The sequence below is a fragment of the Legionella clemsonensis genome, from assembly GCF_002240035.1.
GTDB classification, from domain to species: domain Bacteria; phylum Pseudomonadota; class Gammaproteobacteria; order Legionellales; family Legionellaceae; genus Tatlockia; species Tatlockia clemsonensis.
In genome coordinates, this window is record NZ_CP016397.1 from 1,857,344 (window position 1) to 1,876,693 (window position 19,350).

The following is a 19,350-nucleotide window of genomic DNA, read 5'->3' on the forward strand; positions in this document are numbered from 1 at the left end:
TTATGACTACTGTGGATGGACAAGCACTATCAACGATTCTTCAAATGGCCCAAGAACCCATTCTCTTAGTATCGGAAGAGTATATTATTCTTGATGTAAATAACGCTCTGACAGACAAATTAAGGCTTAAAAAGAACCTTCTTGTTGGAACTTCGCTCACTAATTTCTGCTCGAAGGAGGATTTAGAGCAAACAAGTAAATCTCATCTTAAACAAATTATCCTAAAGACAAAGAAAAACAAGTGTATTTGTTATGCCTTAATCATTGAACCATCCACACAAGGTGAGAAAGAGACTATAGCTCCACCTCGAGAGAACACCTCTTATGCAACGCCAATTCAAAAGAACATAAAGGACTACAGTAACACCAATTACCAATACCTTGAAGCAATAATTTCTGAAATTCCAGTCAGTGTGTATTGGATGAATAAGGATTATATTTATCTTGGCTGTAGTAATAGCATGGCAAAGCTACTTAATCTGCAATCACGACATGATATTGTTGGTAAAACCTATGCTGATTTATATGACAAAAAATCGGCTGACTTTTATAGAAAATCCGATAAATCCGTTATTGAGAATGGAATTTCATTAAGTTTGGAAGAACCACTTTATCAAGCGGATGGCACGAAACTTATTTATTTATCCAAGAAAGTACCGTTGCATGACAGTGATGGAAAAATTATAGGTATGTTAGGAATTTCAGCCGATATTACCGAAAGAAAACAAATGGAAAGTGATTTAAAGTTGGCCAAAGAGGCAGCTGAAGCTGCAGATCGCGCTAAAACAGAATTTATTGCCAACATGAGCCATGATCTGCGCACACCTATTTCAGGGGTTATTGGTATGGCAGAAATTTTAGAAGACGCCTTAGATGACAATGAACACAAAACAGAAGCTCATATGATTCACGACAGTGGTGAAGAGCTACTATCTATGTTTAATGATATTCTTGATGATATAAAAGCAGGCAACATTAATTACGAAGAAGTACAAGAAGAAGCATTTGATTTGTACGAAAGCATCAATGATTTAATCAAACTAGAGCTCCCGACTGCCACAGCTAAAAAGTTAGGGTTACATTTAGAAATCGATGAAGCAGTTCCCCGAAACATTATAAGCGACCGTAAAAAAATTCAACGCATTCTATTAAATTTATTAGGTAATGCCATTAAATTTACGCAGGCAGGGAATATAACCGTTCAAGTAAAATGTGTTGAACGCAATAATGACAGGATTAAAGTTCAGTTTACCGTATCTGACACAGGTATTGGGATCCCGAAAGAATGGCACAGCAAAATATTCGAACGTTTTTTTCGTTCCACGCCTTCTTATAAAGGGATTTATAAAGGTTATGGGTTAGGATTACACATAGCGAGCAGCTACGTTAACTTATTAGGTGGTCAGATAACACTAACCAGTAAAGAAGGCGAAGGCAGTACCTTTCAATTTGAAATACAATGTCAAATAGCTAACCCTCCTGATAAAAAAGGCGAACCTCCTTTACTTACTATCAATCCTAATCAACCCTCCACAAATTCTCCTCTTTGCTTATTGATAGAAGATAATGTAGCAGCACTAAAAGTGTTGGAGGCGCTAGCTACAAAAGCAGGTTTTAACTATAAATCAGCTACAAGTGGTGAAGAGGCACTGGATTTAATCAAATCGCTATCGTTTGACCTAATTATAACGGACATTGGTTTACCGGGCATTTCAGGCACTGAATTTTGCTCACTAACTCGTCTATGGGAAAAAGAAAATAATAAAACACCGCAACCTATTGTTGGATTAACTGGCCATGCTCGTGAAATAGCCTATGACGAATGCATAGCCTCTGGTATGAACGATGTTTTTACAAAACCAGCAAATTTAGAACTTATACACAGTTTAATTGAACGATTCTCATTAGGCGATTCTTCGAGAGAACAGGAAAAAAAGGAAACTACTCCTGATCTTGTGTTACATGATCTTCCAGCAACAGAAGATGAATTATTTCAATTAGAACAATACGCATTACTTGATGACGAGCAAGCATTAATCAACTGCGGGAATAACAAAGTATTGTTAACTGAATTACTTACTTCAATAATTAATAAAGAAGTACCAGAGGATCTAGAAAAAATGAAGAAGGCTTATGCTATCCACGACTTCTCTATGGTGGAAAAATTAGCTCATAAGATCAAGAGTGGTGCTGTGTACGTTGGTGCTACACGAATGAAATATGCTTGCCAATATCTCGAGCGTTATTGGAAATCTGGACAACGTGATTTATTTGAAAAATTGTATCAACAAGCACTCTTTGTTATTGATGAGAGCATTCATGAAATTCACCATTGGATAGATAACCAATAATTTAGTGGAGTTAAATAAAAGCTCATTAAACACCACTATTTGAAACTTCATTCAAAAAGAGTGATTTTAAATTTAATCTATTTCCATAACTCATTGATTTTATTATGCCGTTGCGGAATCGAACCGCGGACCTATTTGTCCTTTTATAGCCTATTTCGGTGATAAACCAATCGGATTTATTCAGTATTATTGGGCAAGTAAAGTAGGTGACAATTGTGGCCGGATGAGGATGATTATACAATCGGAACGGATCAATTTATTGGGGAAGAGCTATCTTAATCAAGGCTATGGGGACACTTATGATGAAAGCTTTTGTTAAGTTCCTTTTAATCCAAAAATTAACAAAATCATTACTGAAGCAGATCCTAATAATATTCGAGCCAAACGATGTTATGAAAAAGCAGGATTTCAAGATGTTGGTTTGATTAAACACCAGATGGTAATTCTATTTTACGGATAGATGAAATTAACCTGTGCTATCGAATAAATTCTAGAATAGTTAAGTTGCCTCCCCATAGATCCGTAAATTTTTTATTTAAATACGGTCTCATTTAGTAATCTCTCAAGGCATAGTTTGACTTAATCTAAACAACATAAAGTTGGCACATAACATAATCAACATAATGAAAGACTGTAATGAATAATAATGATGATGATGACAGCGAGTTAAGCGTTCTAAAAAAAGAAATTGCAAATATTCTTCGCGAAAGAATATCTGTAGAACCCGAGGCAACTCTTCATGAAAATGAGGAGTATTATCTTGCTTCCGGGCTTATAGCAGTATTGCTTGAATTTAAATCCAGAATATTAAAAATTGCTCCTACCGTTCGAATTAACTCAAATAATAAGATAGCTTGGACTTCCGAAATTGAAGAAATAGTATCATGGCTTTCTCAATGCTTAGCAAATATATTCTATGTTATAGATTCCTTTTCCCCTGAAAATAACTCCGCGTTTTGGTCTGGAAAGGCGGTAGTACGCGCAGAAAATTTTGGCATTTGTTGTTCAAAAACACCAGCTGGATATGTGATGAATAAGGCTATTCCTATTATTCAGAACGTACTGTTTTCTGGAGAAACACAGGATATTTTAAAATTGATGTTTAGTACCTTAATTTGGAGTGCAATATCAGATTTATATGCACATGGCACAACGAGTAACGCACATGTTTTTATCCTGGACGGAGTCAGCGACTGCCATTCTATATTTTGGAACGTAGAATTACCCATTCTCCGCCAAAAGCAATGGTCATTTAAAATTTGCCAAATCTATTTGCATACATTAACTCCAGAAGCATATCAACAGTTTAAATTATTAGAGAAGGAGAATAATAACAAAAACATTAAACCTGATATACGTGCTGCAAACTGCGCCCAAATAAATGCTCTTTTACTAGACGAGGAGAACTGGATTAGTAGCGCATTAGATGAATCTCCCAATTATAAAGTAGGCGCTTTAAATACTATTAGCTTTAAATTACTTAAAAAATATGCCGCCCACTTCCATAGTTCAAATAGCTTAAATGGAATAAAAAGAAGAAAACCTTTAAACCAACAGAATCTCAATAATGTGGCAAAAAAAATAATTAATGAAATAGGGTCCTCCTGTAACCAATTAGAAGGAGTTGTAATGATTATTATTAATCCTCAAGATGTGCATCAAGAAATCAGCCTTTTATTTAATAAAGCGAAGAAATATAGAAAGATAACTCCCGTTTTAGCACGATATGTTCGTGAAGATGAAATTCAAACAAAGTTAATTACTTATATTCCCAGTGAAAAGTCTCCAACTGGTTATGAAATTGAAACTGAAACTACATTATTACCCAATATGGTCATAGTGCGAAATGTCGATGCGATGTTTGACATTAAAGGGATACAACTAAAAAATGCGGAAGGAACAGATATACATAATGAATATGCTATGACTATAGAAGATTTTAGTGAACGGTATGCTAATGCCACCTTTCTATCCAAGGATTTTGGTAGGTTATTTTACAAAAAGACCGTTATTGAGGCCATAGATATTGATGAGCATTTTTTAAACACATTGCAAAATTTTGCAAAAAACACTCAAAAAGAACCCAGTAAAATATATATACAAACCTCTTGGGGGATTGAAATGCTAGAACTTGGAGGATTGTATGTTAAAGAAGGATATGCAATATCCAAGCAATACAGAGACTCTTATGTAGAAATTGCCTCAGCCAATAAAGAAACCTTCTTTTATCCGGGAAAAAAAGAAAACGCTAAAATAGACGTTCAATCGGAAGCGGAACAGAGGCCAGACGAATTTTCATGCAATCCTTAGAGGAAACATGGCCTCAGAATCCTTTAAATGTAGTAGTTCAAACTTGATCTGACGGTTGCCGGTTTTTTTAGAAGTGTCTGTCAGGTCAAATTCAGTTTATAAATTTTTCCATCCAGATTTGTTTGCCATCTGTCAAAGTTTGCATCGGAGTTCGTCCACAGCACATTTTTCCTTGATGGGTGCGCTCATTATCATAATAATGAAGCCATTCGTCCAGATCTTTTTGCAATTCTTCAATGTCATCATAGATTTTCTTACGAAATGAAATTTGATAAAACTCCTGCAAAATAGTCTTATGGAAGCGTTCGCAAATGCCATTGTTTGTGGTGGGCTGTTTCAATTTCGCCGCAGGCCTCATCGTCGTGTTTCTTCCTCTCTAAAGCGGCTATTTGTGACTCTGTAAGAAGAATACCTTCTGATGCTACCTTTATTTGCTTTTAATCAGTTTTTGAAATTGGCTAAATTATGCCTAAGCCAGACACTACGCACACCGCTCCCAGAAACAAATATCCCTTTCTTACGTAGTTCATTGCTTGTGCGCTATTGGCCATGGGCAGGGTATTCTATAGCATACTCTTTTACCGCAAGTTCAATAGACTCTTCTACTCGATTCTTGTGGTTCGGCTTCCTGCGGATTTAATCCAATAATGCTTCAACTCCGCCGCACTCCACGGCTGATTTATAGCGATAAAAAGTATCTCGAGATATGCCCATTACTTTACAAGCTTTGATACATTACCCAGTTCTTCTGCTAAATTTAACAGTCCAACTTTATGTTTAATGATTTTAACGTTTTTATCTATGATGAGAGTTTTTCTCTTGGTTTGATTAAAGTTCGCACTTCTATCAAAACCGGAAACTCTCACCTTTTCGAGTCATGGGGTCAGATTAAGTCAAAACTAATTCATATAACCTCTGTTATGTTCAACTACATACTCCGCTTGTTTGGTAGGAGAATTAACAGACTGCTTTAGTTTTTCTGGTGTAAAAAATCTTCCAAATCTCTCCATAAATCCTCCTTTAGGTGCATGATGACTATACCATTTATTGATACATTCAATTTTAGATTTTTCTTTCTCCGGAGAGAACCAGTCACTATGTCTACGTGCAGAATGGATTATCATTCGTGTTCTTAAGTCGACAGGTTTAAATAGCTTTTTCTCAATTAGATGGTCTAAGGCTTCGCACAAAAATTGATTATCCGCACGCAAAAGAACGAATAAAACATCGTCATTCACATCAGCCCCTAGATTTATCAGTTTTTTAAAATTATCCAAAAAATAAGACGCTTTATCGTTATCAAATCGCGCCAAAAAATTTGCTAATAAACTACTTTCTTTCTGTAAAGAATTATTCCAATCTATTGGCCGATTAATATCAAATCCTTTCTTCAAAAGAAAATTCACTTTTAAAATTAGCTTAGCACCCTCCGACGGGAAGCAGACCATCCGATTTAGTTCTCTTATTTCTCGTTGAAAAATGGGATAACTTCCTGATTTTAAAATGGGTCTCTTGTTAGGAGATTTCTTATGAGGTAGCCAGCTGCCTCCTCTATCATAGATAATAAGATCTTGTAGTTGGAATAATTCTGTTTTAATCGTATTCTCTAACATCGAATGTCGAGCATATTTTTTAAATAAAGTTTCACTATCTAACGCTTTATTTTCTTCAGGAGCAATTGCACGAAGTATCTCGGTTATGAAAATTCGATAAACAGCATCCTCTTTAAATGAATTATAATAAGAAGAATCTTTCTCCTTCGCTCGCTTTAACATATTTTGATAAGTGGTATTCTTTCCCCCTTTCACAGCACTAAAACCGTTTTCTAAATAATGATCAATAGCTCCCATATAGTCAATCCTGATGCAATCCAAATCTTTTTCTATTAAGGGTAAAACATCAAAATGCTCAAAAGAAACCTCTAAATGTTCAGGAATAACACAATCAAAATCAGAGATAACCGCCTCATCAAGTCCTAACTGATGAAGATTTGCCCCTATATATATTTTAGCTAAATCAATGATATGACTAAATTGCAATGCCCTCCTCTTTATTAGTTGGCAGAACTGAACATCGTCCTTAGCTAAATTAAACAAATTATGAATTTTAATGTTTAAGCCCCTGGCGACACAATCAGACTGCAAATTCACAAAAGCATCGTCGATGCCAGTATTTTGATGAAGATTACATTGTACAATATGCACGCGCCGTGAGTCGGAACTATGCGCAATCGCATTTTGTAAAAAAGGATAGTTATCTGAGTTAAAGATTGGACAATAATCATGGCTCGGATTAAAAGGAGTGTTATTAGTAACCCAGATGTAAATAATATTGCTAATCTCTGTTTTCATGATGATTCTCTCTATAAAACCACAACTAGAACAGATATTAGCCATAATGATATTTTTTTAAATCGGTATTTAAGCTTGTTTTTTACGGATGCACACTTACAAGCATACTTTAACTAGTTTCTTACCACTCTTAATTACAGCACTAACCATACCTCAATAAGCAGCTCCGTAATTTTTTACCAACAATTACCATCCAATAGTTTACTCATTATGGTTCAATAAAAACCAAAATTAGACATTATAGATAGGAGCAAGTCATGCATATTCCATTGAGCGAACCAATATCACCGAGATACCTCTATATAAACCCAACCACCAATCGCGTTCATCTCTTAGTACCAATTGTTAGTGGTCAAGAAATCAGCACCGATAACACCTGCAAAGCAACTACCACCTTAAAAGAGTTCTTTGATGGTGGCGCGCTTAATGTATTAAATGCTTATAAAGACGCGTTAACATTTGATATTCGACTATTAAGGGCAGGTAGTCTTGAGGCCTCCCTCAAACAAGATCGCTTAACCCAAGTTCATACCTATATTGAAGCATTACAGCCCTGAAGTTTGACATTGCCAGTAGTAGCAGCTGCCAATCCCAGTTGACCCAACCCTTGGGATGACCATGATTTTTTGTATACAAAGAAACAACTCTCCAGAAGCCAGAACATTAGTGGATTTTCTGGCTGCATAAGTCTTTTCAATTTCTGGGGTCAGAAAAAAAGTCTGTGCCTCACCGCCTCTTGCCCAAACGGGCTCTGCGGCTATCGAACCAACCCAGGTCCAGTCTTTAGAGGGAATAACAGACCACCCCATGGTGCCGGCAAAGGCTGTACTTCCCCACACACCGGCTGCGGCGATAGAAAGAAATAAACGATACCTCATAAGCACTCCTTGTAAAGTAAAAACGAATCATTAAGTGGAAAATAGTAAGCGGTCAGCGGCAAGCGATTGGATAGCAAGAAATTGAATGCAAAGCGCTCTTCCTTACTAAGGATCATGAGCTGTTAATTTGCGCAAATTGTCCTAGCTCAAATTAACCTGCCCTGTCGATTTTAAAAGAAACCGCCTCTTAATTCTTCATATTGGCAACTACTACACCGTTCCGGGATAAAATTCATCCTGGCTTGTATTTCCTGAAGAGCTATGGCCACCCTTCCTCAGGTGGAGTATAGCGGTGCTTAAATAGATGGTTTAATAACTGCATTAGCTTGCTCCACATAGTTTTCCCCCTCACTAGGATGGAAAAATTGTGGAGTCCCCCCCGTAGCCATACGTGCAAAGGCAACGCCTGAAATCAGTAGCCCCAGTATTCGGAAGCAGTCACGGAAAAATCGTTGCCAACAAGGATCACGGTGTTCTTTAAGCTTTGTTTCATTCTGACGTAATGTTTCCTGAAAATGGTGCAAGCGTTTACTCGGTAATTCGTCTATTTGCTCAAGAATTTTTTTTAGCTGAGAGACCGCTATTTTTTTATCATTCAATAATGTGGTTTTTGATTTTTGGGCATTTAAATGAGCAAAATAAGTATTGGTTTTCGCTTGCAGTAAGACTATTTCCACCAATGACTGTTGCTCCATTGGGCCTTGCCATTCATCTAATTGGCTGCACAGCGATACAATTTTTTCATTTTTACTATCCAATTCTTTCTGCATTTCTTGGATGTTGGTATCTTTTTCTTGCAACTCATGCATTAATGCTTGCATGGTTAATCGTTCCGTCTGTAGGAATTCCACTTTCTGGATTTCCAGTTCTTTCTCCTCTCGTATTTGAGCTATTTCTGTCTGTAATTTGGCCTGTCCGTTTTTTTCATTTTTTAACTCTCCGCTTATGGCATTAAGCATTTTTTGAGTAGATGCTAAGTGGCTCTGGGTAGATTTTAAGGTCGCATTCGCGGTATTAAGCTCCTTTCGAAGCGCGTCAAGCTCTTCCCCATAAACTCCTAATAGTTCTTTAACATCAGCTTGCAAGCGAGCAATTTGTTGCTCTAATGACTCATCAAAAGAATGAGGATCAAGCTCTAAAACCATCATTAATAAGGGCGAGATATCTCCTTGCAGCACTAGATTTGCAAGCTCAAGATTCGCTTCTAATGTTTGCCAAGCCATTCCATTTTTCCTGTGTTTATCACGGCGAAACCAATGATAAGAGGAACTATATTCCACGGGGAAAAGCTTTTTCAATAATGTTTCTGTCTCAAGAGCCGCTTGAGGATTAAGTTGATTGTATTTAGTTAAAATTTGATTAAATAATTGTTCGTTACCCAAGGCAGAACAAAAATAAAGAGCGTCATAAAGAATCAAAGCATAATTATTACCTGGCGGTAAGCATTGCAAAACTGCGTGTAATTGTTCTTTATCATTATTGCGAATAGCACTGTGAAAACAATTACTTGCCCACCTAATGGGAGTCTGATGCTCACCCGGCGCTTCATAAACCCTCATCATCAACGAAAAAATATCTTCTTGAGCTACTCCTGAACGACGCAGCGTATTAATTAACTCCTTAAATACACCTGCCATTTTGTGTTCAGCAGCATAATGAAGCAATCCCTCTTTGGCAATCCTCTCTAAAAAAGCAGGTCCCCGCATTCTTTGTAATAAATGGACTAAAATAACCTCCTGCCCCACGACAATACATTTATGGAATAAACTAGGCCTCGAAACTGCATTACCTAAAAACAGTGTTTCTATTTCATCAGAATTAAGCTGGTTTAAAATATCAATTACTTGTGCTTGATGATTTTCTGCCATGGGGACAGTGCTTAATAGCTTTAATAACTCCAAGCCATCGTTATCACGCATAAAAGCAGCCAACGAACAAATATTTTTATTACGGCATTGATTAATTATTGTTTGCAATAATTGTTGTTTTTGAGCAAGCTCTGCAGTTGCAAGAGCGTTTACAGGGAATTGCGCCAGCTCATCACCACTCCGCTGCGGATCGTTTAAGCCTTGCGTACCTAACTGTTCTACGCTGAAAATATTAGGTAAAGAAGCTAATTGTGTATAGACCAGTAATACATCAGCATCCACGCCTTCTACCGCCAATGCATTAGTATAATCTCCAGCATCCAAATGGAAAAAAGCTTGTTGTAGTCTTGTTGAAAACTGCAGTGTTTTTGCGAGATAAAATTGACTATAACGTAACTCTAATAACTTGCGCAATAATAATTCATCGTGGCTACTTAATTTTAACTCATTAATATAGACTGCTCTTTTTTCTGCCACTTCAGCCGCAACACTACGTTTTTTAAGCTCATCTAAAACGCGATTAAAATCATGTTGCTCCTGCTCGGAGAATGTTTCTGCAACTACCTTCGCCTTAATATCAGTTAAAGAAAATCCTGTAAGTAATTGATACTTAACCGAGTCAAGCAATGCCACCAAGCCAGGCTCATCAACATAAGGTCTAATTACTGATACGGGGTCTCTACCAAATCCTCCTAACTTAGTATTGGCAATATAGTCCAATAATTTTTCTGCAGTTATCTCACTTGAATCCACAAAAGAAAAAAAACCAATTAAAAACTGGCCATCAGCATTTTGGTGAATTATCGGCTTACTAAATTCTTCTTCCAAACAATCCCTTATAATAATAAGCGCATTATATCGATCCTCCCCAACAATTGGATTTTTATTATCACCGATAGGAAATACCTCCTTCCCCTCAACCTTTCTTGCTGTTTTAATAGCAGACAAAGCACCTATTAATCGTTTTCTGATAGATTCATCCCGTCCCTCAGCAGCCACAAATTGGCTCAAGTAACGCCGTTCAATTAGCTGAAGAAAGGCATGATCAGCTACACGCTCTTTTTCTTTAGTTAATAACTCAACTTCATTAATTCCCCTGGCCCAAAATAAGTCATAAGCCAAATTATCCTCTATAGTCCACACATTATTTTGGTAAGATCTCGGCCCTACATTAAACTGCTCTAAAAACTGCTTTCGTTGAATAAGAACCTCTTTTACTTCTTTTTCCATCCAATCCTGGGTCAGATTAATTCGCAATCGTTGTTCTGCTTCCACCAATAATGTAAGGAGCGTTTTGGTACATTCTCCTCGATATACGCTTAGATTATTAGTTAGCAAACCAAGTTCGGATAATTTAGTGGTTAATGAAGATAACAAACTTAGATATTGGTGAGAGGAAGAGACCGTTTCAGAGTAGTTAACCAACTCACAAGTACGCCGTACTAACTCATAAATTCCCTTATGAGCTAACCCTTGATAACGTTCATCCAGTAAAGCTTGCGGCGATTGCTCTACCAGTAAAGCTAAATGCTGAAGTATGCCTTGAATATCAAATAGCGAACAATCTGCTAATTGACTTTCTTGTTCATTAGGTTTTAAATTTAATAAGAGCTCAATACATAAATTAACTTGTAAATTTTTGATCGCCTGTGGTGCATCAGTAAGCGCATAGGACAAATGCCTAATAGTACCGAAATTTACAGCGAAATCTTTAACAAAGGACGCATCAGTAACTGGCGGTACGGTTAAATTAATATTTTTCTCGGCAGCCTGTTTTTCCAAGTTAGAACATTGTATGCTAAGCCTATTTAGCATCTCTTGTAACTGCTCGTTAACCCCTCCCTTATTAGACGACTTTTGCATCGGAACATCTAAGAGCGCACGCACTTGCATCAACTCCTTGCTAAGCTCATTATACGTATGAATAATTAAGGTGTTACGCACTTGCTCTCCCGAATCACCGATGAAATTAATCAAATTAAGCGCGTCCATAAATTGCTTACAAAAGGCCATAGCTCGAATCACTAAATTAAAGTTGAAGTCAATACTATGTTCGAGGCCCAAATAATGGGTCCGTATTTTTATCTTAATTTTACGGAGAAAAGAAAGGTTTGTTTGCCTCTCTGGAGTGCTTATGAGTGTAATACGGCGGTTACTCGTTGTAAAATTTAGGACATTCCAATCCTCATATTTACAACAGAGTAATCGCACGTAGGTAAGTAATAATTTTTGGCGAGCTCAAATCATTGTCTTGCCAAATCAGTTTGTAAAACTGGAGGCTTCCAGCCGAACATGAATTAACCCGGTCTACTATTTATAAAAAGTTGCCCTTTCTCACGTAGAACATCAGAACTTCTCTGTTTATCTGTGCTCTTGAAAAATCGTACCTGAGATGATTCACTCATTCTATTTGCCCGCTCCATTTGCGATCGTTGATAAATAGAACTTCTTGAGGAAGCAGAACTCCCAGGAATACTTTCATAAACATGTTCATGTTGAGGTGATTCTCTTCGCTGAGCTCCTTGTGAGCGCTGATAAGTAGAACTCGTTGAACCCCGTGAGGCAGAGTGATCGTTCATTGCTCGATGCTGCCTGATAGGATTCTCATTAGTGGAAGCACTATCAAACGAACTATCTAAGCCGCTATATAAACTAGCTGTATCTTCAAGTTTAACTGCAAATGCCTGTTTTAAAATATGATACAGTGAATTATGAACTTCTGGTTGTTGACTTTGAACTGACTGCCCTGCCATTACTAAGCAAAATTCTAACTTATCACTCATATCGGCTTTTATTTGCGTGTGAAACAATTTAATTAGTTCACTAGAAACAGGCTGCTGCCTATATCGAAACCGCTTTTTTGAATCCAATAAATCCTTATAAATTTGGATCAACTTAGTGGCATTTCTTTTGACACAGCTGTACAAAATCTGCTCTTCTTCAGAAAGAGAAGTATCGCTCAATGGATGAATTACTTTATCAACTATTTTTTGAATATTAAATTTGACATTAGCTATTCCTTTTAAAGCAAAGCTATTTTCAAGTTCTCTTTTAACTGCCAATGTTGAAATATTGCACATTAACTCTAAATAAACTCCTTGGGGGAAAAAACCTAAATCGGTATATGGATGAAGAGATTTATCTATTTTATCGATTGCTTTATTTAGAGTATAAAAAAATAATTGATAAAGTTTTGGAATAGCTACATACAAAAGTCCCACAGGGAGAACAACACCAGCAGTTACTCCTAGCACTCCCCCAGCAACGTCACCTATGGCATTAGTCAAGGCAGATAAAGGATCACGAAAGATACCGGCTGAAGAAACAACTCCATCAAATGCGGACGTTATGCCATTTTTACCCAGATCATAAGCGAGACTAGAACCTAATTTAGCCCCATACCCGGCCAAAGGGCCAGCAACAGTTAATGCCCCAGCAGCAGCGGCCACTCTTGATGTGTTTTTCGCTAAGGAACCAATATTTCCGCTGTTTCGCGGAGAATTTTTATTTACTTTAGGTAAATTACCTGCATGTGCTTTTTCATTATTTTTTTCTATTTTTTCTACAGCCTTATTAAGCTTTTCTTGCAGGAAACTATTATATCTCCTGGCTTTCCCAGAATGATCATTATTGCTTAAATAAAAAGTAATTTTTTCATTAATACTTTGAACTTTATTTTCTTCTATGGTTTGTGTATTTTGATATAATGGCATAATAATGCTCCAAATATAAAATCCTTAATTTATAAAGTAAGTTGTGACCTCCTTGTCATCAACAATAAGCATGCTATGGAAATGTTTCATTTAAGATAGGCCAGCAATTCGTTGCCTAGCATCATCTTCCAAAGCTTCATCAATATCTCTATCTCGCTCCGCCATTTCAAAGCTTATTGCGCTTTTTTCAGCCAATAAAGCATCTGCCTTAACCTGAATCACTTCTATACTTCTTAGAAAAGAAAGCTGCTTTTCATAAGCTTTTTCGTTAAGTATTTGTGAAAAGGCAGCCATGATCGCGGTTAAAGAAATATTGGGTCTTCCCCAAATCCGGGGGCACTTTACTCATCCACAAAGCACTCTAACTCTTAATCTATAATTTTCAAAATTTCTAAACCCATAAGCCCTGCGTTGAATCAATTTCATCTTTCGATGAAACCCTTCAGTTATTCCATTATTCTTAGTAAAACGAAGCATTCTAACGACTTCCTCTCTCCATTTAAATAGTGTATTTCCTAAAGTTCTAAGCGATTGAAAAGCGCTTTGCTTTAGTTCTTTAACCATTTCCAAGAATTGCGGTAATAAGCGTTTACACTCTTTTGCTGTACAATGCTTCTTAGTTAATAGTTCATGCAACTGTTGTTTAAAATCATAAATCGCAGCAATCGCGGGTTGTTGTTTCAGGTATTGGTCGCGTTTGCTTAAACGTAATGACGTTAGATTCTCTGGCTTTGTCTTCAAAGCCATGAGTGTGCCTCTTTGATACTTCATTGTGGGATCAATTTGATGAAAGGTTTGCATGCTCAGTTGGTTAATTAATCGGATGACATGAAAGCGATCAGCCACAATCTTGGCCTTAGGAAAGTGGCGTTTCACCAAAGCCCGATAGCTGCTACTTAAATCGATACACACGACACGTACACGCTCTTTGCCTTCCAATGTTTTAAAATAAGCCTCTAAATCTCGCCCTGAGCGGCCTTTAACAATATCAAAAACCTTATGCTTACCTAAATCACATAAGGTAGTTACATAGCCCTGCTTCTTTGTAAACGAGTGTTCATCAATACCCAATACACGAGGACATAAGGGTGATGTAATCCGTTTCTCTTGCCGTTCATAACCATAATGATACCAACGTTCTATCGTTGATTTGCCTGTATGGAAATGACGGCTTAAATCTTTTTGACTAACACCCTCTGTATGATGGTGAAACACCTCTTTACGCAAGCTTTCTGTAGCTCGCTGGTATTTACCTATCCCCGGAAAACGCTGATTAAAATAGCGCTTACACCCATAGCACTGAAACTTATGCGATTTAATAAGTAAATAGCTATAACGTAATCCGATAGACTCATGACGTATCTTTCGATTAAAGCTATCTTTCTTCCTTAATCGCTTGCCATTGCAGTAAATACAACGCACAACTCGAGTATATCTTACTTCAATATAAACAGGATTGTTTCCTGTCACCTTGACTATTGTATAGCCAGGTAAATTTAGGATAATATCTTTTCTTGGCACTTTAATCCTCTTTTGATTGCGGAATCAAAGAGTTAGATTACTATAATCTGATTAAAGTGCCCCTACATTTGGGGTAGAGCCGAAATATTTGCCTTCATGACCTTAGGACTGTTAGTACTCTCAAAAAAAGCAAAGTAAGATACAAACGTGTTTATAAGTTTGTTGTCATAAAGATTTTTCATGTCCCCTTTTGCATACTTCTCTAATCCTTTAAACAATTTCTTTACATAGGTTTCAGCCTTTTTCACGATGTACCTTTCTTCATCTTTCCATTTAAAATTTGCTTGTTCTTTGGGTGCTAAACCTAGGTATTGTTTAATCCGAGACAAATCTAATCTTTCAGGAACGATATCAATTAAAGCAAGATCATTCTTTAATTCATCCTGCGCCAACAACAATCCCAATAATGATATAAAATTTATACATTCGTCAGGAGGTAAATACTTTTCTATTGTTTTCGCTTTCTTATGTGCCATTTTCTCCTTGGCATAAAGCACCACAAACGCTCCTGTAAAGAAACTAGCAATCGCCGCAGTAAAACCTATAGCAAAAGAAGCTCCACCCGCAGCTGTTCCCAAGGTAGTAGCGACAGCTACTGAACTTATAGTCGACTCTGCGAACTGAGTCACCTCTTCTCTGGTTGACTGGAAAGGTGTTATCGAGGCTTGTCTACGCTTTTTCTCTGTTGTTTCTTTAAGTTTATCTCGAAAATTATGGTGGAATTCCCCCTTTCGCTTTTCGTCGATAGAATGGTACACACCAGATTGATTAACTTGCAAAAAATCACTTAGTGTGGTTTCCATTGAAGATAAATAATGCTCATACAATCCTTCAATTTCAGCTCGGGTAAACGATGGAGCACTTTCCTCCGATATCGTCTGTAGGCTGGCTACGGAGGGAATTTTTTTCGCATTCAGCGTTTGCGGGTCCGAAAAAAATTTATTCCTTGCCACCCCAGGATCTGAAAACGCGTATCTTGCCCTTTGGCTCCTATAATAAACGCTATCAGTCGATAGTATTGAAGAATTTGATCTAAGTGCAGTAGCGTCGTGGGGAGGTAACCCTTGTTTCAACCTTTGACTACGCAAATAGACACTCATAGTTGATTGTCCTGAAGTAGTACTCGATCCTGACGAAGCGGTTGCTCTAGAAATAACACCACGAGGTAAATCGATAACAGCTGCGGAATGTTGTTTACGAGATGCTTGACTTCTCTGATAAACGCTAGTATTCGATCCTGCCGAAGACGAAGCCGTTTTACGAGAAATGCGAGAACCATTTGAGGTATTAGTTAAGTTATTCATAGTTACTCCTTTCAAGTCATTGTTAAAACATCTATTGAGATTAATTAGCCTAAAAGGAGACTCAATAGATTAATTTAAATGCGGTATTTATTAAGTGCTAATGTTGTAAAACGAAGGTTAGTTATTTTCTATCTTACAATTAGAACAAATTAAAAACACCGTGGCTATTATATGCGCACAGTGTTCCTTTTAAACTGGGTTTTTTTTCTCTATTTTTACGGATGACTATTGCTACGCTTAAGATCGTTTTAATCTTAAGACGCCTAATTTACAGAATTTATGGAGTGGTTAATCAATCTCAAACAACACTACAACCCGAGCTAGAATTAAACACTTGCATTTGACTCGCTTGGGTTTCTTTCAAATTTCCTCTATTTATTGGGTTAAAAAAAGTAAAATTTCCTGTAAGTCCATCTGACAAAACTGTCTTATTTATTTTAGTAAGTACCCTATCTATTTCTGCTATTTTTTCTTCAACGAAGGTTTTCACAATTAGCGAAGGATTTAATTGTTCTATTCTCATAGGGGCTCTCGTTAAGGGAGAATTCGGGTTTATTTTAAGCCATGTCTCGATTGCATCCTTTTCATAGGTATGTCCATCAGGCGCAGTTACAGGATTAAGCATTAGTTCACCGCTAATCGGACAACGCAATCCAGGATGAATTATTATTTCTTCCGCTTCTAACAGTTCATCTACATTCTCTTTATGCTTGATTAACAAAATATGAATTTGAGCATCATAAGACTCATCATTGCGAGGGATAGACTGAAGCAGTGAATAGTAAGAAAGAGAAGGTTGCTTTAATAAAAAATGAACCACCGAAAGATGATTATATTGTACAGCATAGTACAAAGCAGTTTTTCCATACTTGTTTTTGTCATTAATACTCATAGGGCTATTTTTATGAAACCATCGCAGTGTTTCAAGATACCCCTGACGGGCTAGGAAATGTATCGCGGAATCCCCCTGGTTATTTTTTTCAGTAAGACAAATACCTCTTTGCTCAATAAGCCATTTAATTATGGGGAAATGATTATGCCAAACCGCTTTGAGTAATACAGTATTACCCTGATTATCTTTCTCACTAAGTTTTGCATACCCACTTTCAATAAGCCATTTAACGAGATCAAAATGGCCTTCCGATGCGGCCATGAGCAATAGAGTATTTCCAGCGTTATCTTTATCTCTGAAACTTATATTTTGGTTCCTGATAAACCATTTAACAAGTTCAAAATAGCCATTCAAAGTAGCTATATGTAAGGCAGTATGACCACTATTATCCCTAGCTGCTAACAACGTGGTATTTTTTTTTAAAACCCATTGAATAAACGAAAATTGATTATAAAAAGCCGCATGGTGCAGTATTGTACTTCCATAATTATTTTTTTCATGTGACTTAAATTGCCCTTTCTTGAGGAGCCATTGGGCAATGGCGATATTTCCCATCATCGCAGCATAATGTAATAAGGTATTGCCATGTTTATCTTTCTCGTAAATACTGACATACTTATTTTCAATCAATAATTCTACTATGGTGAATTTGCCATAGCGGATTGCCTCAAGCATTAATTCAAAATAGTCGATCTCTAATCGTTCAATTTTTGTTACTTCAAGTAAAAATATGACCAGGGGATATAATCCTCTTTGGATAGCTAAAGAAAGTAAGGAAATATCATTTGTAGTCTTTAGCGTAATGAGCAAACAATTACCCTTAACGAGTTCCTTAAGTTCATCCATTCCATCTTCATTACATAAGCTGAAAACCAGATGTTCATCAGCTAAATTAATTTGATTGGTACAGCATGCACCTAAAGAAAATAGCTCTCTCATATCAATATCCTTGAGCAAAATTTCAATTTTAAGCGCTGATAATACCTACCATTCAATAAATTAATTCAGTAACTTAAGGTAAGAAAATACTGAATCAAAGCTCGGTTTCAAGTAACTATTTCTCGAGTCTCCTGCCAGCCACCGTAGTTTTTATGAATAACTACCAATCCTTTAGTTAAATGGAAATTAATAACATAGAGACTCTTTGATAAAGAGGTAGTAAGCATGAAAAATACAGAAGAAATATTATTAAATTTAAATAGACTTCTACGATTTGAAATCAACCGATGCGAAGAAGATAAAAAAGAGTTAATACGAAGAGAACAAAAAATAGAAAAACTTCAAGCGAAAAAAGTCGTGCTCAACGAAAATAGAAAATACACCCTCATTCAAGAACAAGAGTCTGCAAATGTTCAGCGGAAAGAGCTTTACAATTTTGTTTATAATGAGTTTTCTATACTGCTCAATCGTGCAAATGATATTTTAGTGAATTGTAGTAAAATATCCTTAAAGCAACAGAAAGAAATTAAAAATATAGGCTCTGAGATATTGTATTTGAATAGAACAATACCCAAAAATGTTTCGCATCCTGTAGAATGGCAGCTGTTTAATGAGAGTTGGTCAATTACCGAAGTACTTTTAAACCGAAAAAATGCAGATTTTTCTTACCCAATGCCATCTACCACCATTGAAATTTCTAAAAATCAAATAGTTGAAGAAACCGTACGCGATATTAACCTTAAAGAGAAAGATTTTGCAGAACAAGGAACGGTTACACTTACGATGATTCATCTAATTAATTTCATGTGGAGTCAAGGTCAAAGGTCAGTTTCTATTAACTCAGAAGATACCACTGCAAAAACGATTATCAAAAAGTATCTCGAATACTTAGAAAAGAAGCATGGTTTGGCAGGTTATGAGGTCAAAATGAACCTGGAGAATGAGGCGACTGACAATGTCGATGAACTATGGAATTTACTCCAAACTAATTTTTTCTCACCAGCTAAGTTACAGACACAGCCATGGTATAAAAAAATTATTTCTGTGTCTAAATCACCAATGACATCCTTTAGTCTTTTTTCAATTGCCCAACAGAGCGCTAAAGATAATAAGAATGAATTTAGGACATCTTGTCAATCATTAGCGTGAAACAACTAACAAAATAGTTTGCAACGACGCTCATGGATGAGCGTCTAAAAAGGAGCAACCGTTTAATTCTATAA

The 19,350-nt window shown here is 36.6% G+C and carries 12 protein-coding genes and 1 pseudogene; 4 read left to right on the forward strand and 9 right to left on the reverse strand.

Translation table 11 applies throughout. The features are described from left to right. Positions 1–2: 2 nt before the first annotated feature. Positions 3–2,351 (forward strand): ATP-binding protein, encoded by a 2,349-nt coding sequence (locus clem_RS08005; RefSeq protein WP_094091157.1) that lies wholly within the window; start codon positions 3–5, stop codon positions 2,349–2,351. A gap of 636 nt (positions 2,352–2,987) precedes the next feature. Continuing rightward, complete coding sequence (locus clem_RS08010) at positions 2,988–4,661, forward strand: hypothetical protein (protein WP_094091158.1); 1,674 nt, start codon at positions 2,988–2,990, stop codon at positions 4,659–4,661. Between the two features lie 91 nt (positions 4,662–4,752). Here clem_RS08010 and clem_RS08015 read toward each other — a convergent pair. Both clem_RS08015 and clem_RS08020 read right to left on the reverse strand, forming a co-directional pair. Further along, positions 4,753–5,467, reverse strand: a pseudogene (locus clem_RS08015) (helix-turn-helix domain-containing protein). 93 nt (positions 5,468–5,560) lie between these two features. Further along, positions 5,561–6,757 carry a hypothetical protein gene (locus clem_RS08020; protein ID WP_157698208.1) on the reverse strand — a complete coding sequence of 399 codons (1,197 nt, stop codon included), beginning with the start codon at positions 6,755–6,757 and terminating at the stop codon, positions 5,561–5,563. Positions 6,758–7,269: 512 nt separating this feature from the next. Here clem_RS08020 and clem_RS08025 point away from each other — a divergent pair. Continuing rightward, a complete protein-coding gene (locus tag clem_RS08025) occupies positions 7,270–7,569 on the forward strand; it encodes a hypothetical protein (protein WP_094091160.1) in 300 nt (99 codons plus the stop codon). On the opposite strand, the gene clem_RS08030 is transcribed toward clem_RS08025, so the two are convergent. From clem_RS08030 to clem_RS08065, 7 genes are all read right to left on the reverse strand, one after another. After that, positions 7,558–7,890, reverse strand: coding sequence for a hypothetical protein (locus clem_RS08030; RefSeq protein WP_232505437.1), 333 nt, complete (start codon positions 7,888–7,890; stop codon positions 7,558–7,560). The two genes, clem_RS08025 and clem_RS08030, sit on opposite strands and share 12 nt — an antisense overlap. A 296-nt stretch (positions 7,891–8,186) precedes the next feature. Then, complete coding sequence (locus clem_RS08035; protein WP_232505438.1) at positions 8,187–11,750, reverse strand: hypothetical protein; 3,564 nt, start codon at positions 11,748–11,750, stop codon at positions 8,187–8,189. Between the two features lie 305 nt (positions 11,751–12,055). Further along, a complete protein-coding gene (locus clem_RS08040) occupies positions 12,056–13,471 on the reverse strand; it encodes a hypothetical protein (RefSeq protein ID WP_094091162.1) in 1,416 nt (471 codons plus the stop codon). 90 nt (positions 13,472–13,561) lie between these two features. Beyond that, complete coding sequence (locus clem_RS08045; RefSeq protein ID WP_094091163.1) at positions 13,562–13,765, reverse strand: hypothetical protein; 204 nt, start codon at positions 13,763–13,765, stop codon at positions 13,562–13,564. Positions 13,766–13,816: 51 nt separating this feature from the next. Beyond that, positions 13,817–14,992: an ISL3 family transposase gene (locus tag clem_RS08050; protein ID WP_094090993.1), complete on the reverse strand. Its 1,176-nt coding sequence runs from the start codon at positions 14,990–14,992 to the stop codon at positions 13,817–13,819. Between the two features lie 62 nt (positions 14,993–15,054). Next, positions 15,055–16,296, reverse strand: a complete 1,242-nt coding sequence (locus clem_RS08055; protein WP_157698209.1) for a hypothetical protein — start codon at positions 16,294–16,296, stop codon at positions 15,055–15,057. 298 nt (positions 16,297–16,594) lie between these two features. Beyond that, the gene (locus clem_RS08065) at positions 16,595–18,127 is read right to left on the reverse strand and encodes an ankyrin repeat domain-containing protein (protein WP_094091166.1); all 1,533 of its coding nucleotides are present in this window, start codon (positions 18,125–18,127) and stop codon (positions 16,595–16,597) included. Positions 18,128–18,352: 225 nt separating this feature from the next. On the opposite strand from clem_RS08065, the gene clem_RS08070 reads away from it, so the two are divergent. Further along, on the forward strand, positions 18,353–19,276 hold the full coding sequence (locus clem_RS08070; protein WP_094091167.1) for a hypothetical protein: 924 nt from the start codon (positions 18,353–18,355) through the stop codon (positions 19,274–19,276). Positions 19,277–19,350: the final 74 nt, after the last annotated feature.